This window comes from Streptococcus mitis SK597 (assembly GCF_000148545.1).
In the GTDB taxonomy this organism is placed as follows: Bacteria; Bacillota; Bacilli; order Lactobacillales; family Streptococcaceae; genus Streptococcus; species Streptococcus mitis_C.
The window spans coordinates 1-3,306 of record NZ_AEDV01000062.1 but is presented as its reverse complement, the minus strand read 5'-3'; the positions used below and the strand labels follow the sequence as shown (position 1 = coordinate 3,306).

The following is a 3,306-nucleotide window of genomic DNA, read 5'->3' as shown; positions in this document are numbered from 1 at the left end:
CAATTGTGAAAGAATTACTTATCTATGATATAATAAAAAGAAAAGGCTTGCATAAGAAAGTAGGGAGAATGAAGATGCAAAGAAGACAAGATAGAAATCAGGGTGGTTTAGCTTTTCGTTTTATGAAGGGCTTGGTAAACTTTTTTAGGAGTTATCGCAGGTGGAGCAATAAAGGATTTGTGGCGGTACTCTTGCTAGCAGTTGCTTTATCAATGGGCTTGGTCTTATTGTTTGAAAGTTTCCAAGGCATGCCTCTGACCAGTCAAAAACGAGATACTATTTCTCAAGAGGGGACCAAGCAAAAGTCTCAGGAGCAGGAAGAGGAAAAAACTGCCAGAATTATGGCCAATGGGGATTTGCTCTACCACGATGGACTTTTCTTTTCAGCTAAAAAAGAGGATGGCACCTATGACTTTCATGAGAATTTTGAGTATGTGACTCCTTGGCTCAAGCAAGCAGATTTAGCTATTGGTGATTTTGAAGGAACCATCAATAAGGATCATTATTTAGCAGGTTATCCTCTCTTTAATGCTCCTGCTGAAGTTATGGATGCCATTAAGGATGCAGGTTATCATGTGCTGGATTTAGCTCATAATCATATTTTGGATTCGCAAATTGAGGGAGTTATTTCAACGGCCGATATTATTGAGAAAGCTGGAATCACTCCAATCGGAGTTTATACGCACGAGCCACGTGATCAGGCTCCGCTGGTCATTAAGGAAGTGAATGGTATCAAGGTTGCACTGTTAGCCTATTCCTATGGATTCAATGGAATTGAACAGTATATTTCTCAGGAAGACTATAATCGTTATCTTTCAGATTTAAACGAAGATAAGATGAAGGCTGAAATTGAACGGGCAGAGAAGGAAGCAGATATCACCATTATCATGCCTCAGATGGGTGTGGAGTATCGATTGGAACCAACTGAAGAACAAAAAGCTCTTTATCACAAGATGATCGATTGGGGAGCGGATATTATCTTTGGAGGGCATCCTCACGTTGTTGAACCATCTGAAACGGTTGAAAAAGATGGAGAAAAGAAACTCATTATCTATTCAATGGGGAACTTCATTTCCAATCAACGGATTGAATCTATGGGAGATGAAGAAAATGCTAAGTGGACTGAACGTGGTGTTCTCATGGATGTAACCATTAAGAAGAAGGATGGAAAAACAACTATCGAAACAGCTAAAGCTCATCCTACTTGGGTCAATCGAACACCAAAGGGAACCTTTTCACCAGAAGGCTATCCTTTATATCATTATCAAACCTATATCTTGGAAGATTTTATAGAGGGTGGCAGTCATCGTGACCAATTAGATGAAGCGACTAAGGAACGAATTGATACAGCCTATAAAGAAATGAACGAACATGTGGGATTGAAGTGGGAATAGCTTGAATCCAGAGGGAAGTAAATGACGATTAAAGTAATTGCGACAGATATGGATGGGACCTTGCTGGATGCTAGGGGACAGCTGGATCTCCCACGATTGGAAAAGATTTTAGATCAGTTGGATCAAAGGGGCATTCGTTTTGTCATCGCGACGGGCAATGAAATTCACCGCATGAGGCAACTACTGGAGCACTTGGTAAATCGAGTGGTTCTGGTGGTTGCCAACGGTGCTCGTATTTTTGAAAACAATGAACTGATTCAGGCTCAGACTTGGGATGATGCCATTGTCGATAAGGCTTTGGCTCATTTCAAGGGTCGAGCGTGTCAGGACCAGTTTGTTGTAACGGGGATGAAGGGTGGTTTCGTCAAGGAAGGTACCATTTTTACAGACCTTGAAAGTTTTATGACTCCAGAAATGATTGAAAAATTCTATCAACGGATGCAGTTTGTGGATGAATTAACCTCTGACCTCTTTGGTGGTGTGCTCAAGATGAGTATGGTTGTTGGTGAGGAACGTTTGAATTCGGTCTTGGAAGAAATCAATGACCTCTTTGATGGCCGTGTTCGGGCTGTATCCAGTGGCTATGGTTGCATTGATATCCTTCAAGCTGGAATTCATAAAGCATGGGGCTTGGAAGAATTACTCAAGCGCTGGGACTTGAATCCCCAACAAATCATGGCTTTTGGCGATAGTGAAAATGATGTTGAAATGCTTGAAATGGCTGGAATTGCCTATGCGATGGAAAATGCTGATGATAAAGCCAAAGCTGTTGCGACGGCTCTAGCGCCAGCCAACAGCCAAGGAGGAGTTTATCAAGTCTTGGAAAAATGGTTAGAAAAAGGAGAATGAAGTGGCAGTACAGTTATTAGAAAATTGGCTCCTAAAGGAACAAGAAAAAATCCAAACCAAGTATCGTCACTTAAATCAGGTTTCTGTTGTAGAGCCAGATATTCTCTTTATTGGTGATTCCATTGTCGAATACTATCCTCTGCAGGAGTTGTTTGGGACTGCAAAGACGATTGTCAATCGAGGCATTCGTGGCTATCAGACAGGACTGTTATTAGAGAATCTGGATGCGCATCTGTACGGTGAAGCAGTAGATAAAATTGTCCTTCTGATTGGGACAAATGATATCGGAAAAGATGTGCCTGTGAATGAGACTCTCAATAATCTCGAAGCTATCATACAATCCATTGCTCGCAATTATTCATTGACAGAGATGAAACTGCTTTCCATTTTACCAGTCAATGAGGGAGAGGAGTACAAGCAGACAGTCTATATCCGCACGAATGAAAAAATTCAGAAATGGAATCAAGCCTATCAAGAGCTTGCTTCTGCCTATATGCAGGTGGAATTTGTGTCAGTTTTTGATAGTTTGACAGATCAGGCAGGCCAACTCAAAAAAGAATATACAACTGATGGATTGCACCTCAGTGTTGCTGGTTATCAGGTTTTGACAAAAGCTTTGAAAGATTATCTTTTGTAGTTAGTTGATTTCCTTTTTGCATTTTTGTGTTAGATAAGGTATAATGGTTTTATTGTCTTTTGGGGTCGTTACGGATTCGACAGGCATTATGAGGCATATTTTGCGACTCGTGTGGCGACGTAAACGCTCAGTTAAATATAACTGCAAAAAATAACACTTCTTACGCTCTAGCTGCCTAAAAACCAGCAGGCGTGACCCGATTTGGATTGCTCGTGTTCAATGACAGGTCTTATTATTAGCGAGATACGATCAAGTCCTGTCTAGCGGCTTGATAAGAGATTGATAGACTCGCAGTTTCTAGGCTTGAGTTATGTGTCGAGGAACTGTTAAACTAATACATAACCTATGGTTGTAGACAAATATGTTGGCAGGTGTTTGGACGTGGGTTCGACTCCCACCGGCTCCATTATTCCTTTGCATTCTTGG

General features: G+C 41.2%; 3 protein-coding genes and 1 other RNA gene. All 4 read left to right on the top strand.

What is annotated here, in order from left to right; genetic code table 11:
• Positions 1-74 precede the first annotated feature (74 nt).
• The 4 genes from SMSK597_RS12910 (at position 75) to ssrA (ending at position 3,289) form a co-directional block, all read left to right on the top strand.
• Positions 75-1,394: a CapA family protein gene (locus SMSK597_RS12910; RefSeq protein WP_004238171.1), complete on the top strand. Its 1,320-nt coding sequence runs from the start codon at positions 75-77 to the stop codon at positions 1,392-1,394.
• A gap of 21 nt (positions 1,395-1,415) precedes the next feature.
• A complete protein-coding gene (locus SMSK597_RS08985) occupies positions 1,416-2,243 on the top strand; it encodes an HAD family hydrolase (RefSeq protein ID WP_000153521.1) in 828 nt (275 codons plus the stop codon).
• A gap of 1 nt (position 2,244) precedes the next feature.
• Entirely contained in the window at positions 2,245-2,880 is a 636-nt protein-coding gene (locus SMSK597_RS08980) for an SGNH/GDSL hydrolase family protein (RefSeq protein ID WP_000290663.1), read from the top strand.
• Between the two features lie 61 nt (positions 2,881-2,941).
• Positions 2,942-3,289, top strand: a transfer-messenger RNA (tmRNA) gene (ssrA, locus tag SMSK597_RS12905).
• The last annotated feature ends 17 nt before the right edge of the window (positions 3,290-3,306 follow it).

Coding starts and splice junctions, on each gene's coding strand:
- SMSK597_RS08985 (WP_000153521.1), top strand. CDS start 1,416: ATGACGATTAAAGTAATTGCGACAGATATGGATGGGACCTTGCTGGAT.
- SMSK597_RS12910 (WP_004238171.1), top strand. CDS start 75: ATGCAAAGAAGACAAGATAGAAATCAGGGTGGTTTAGCTTTTCGTTTT.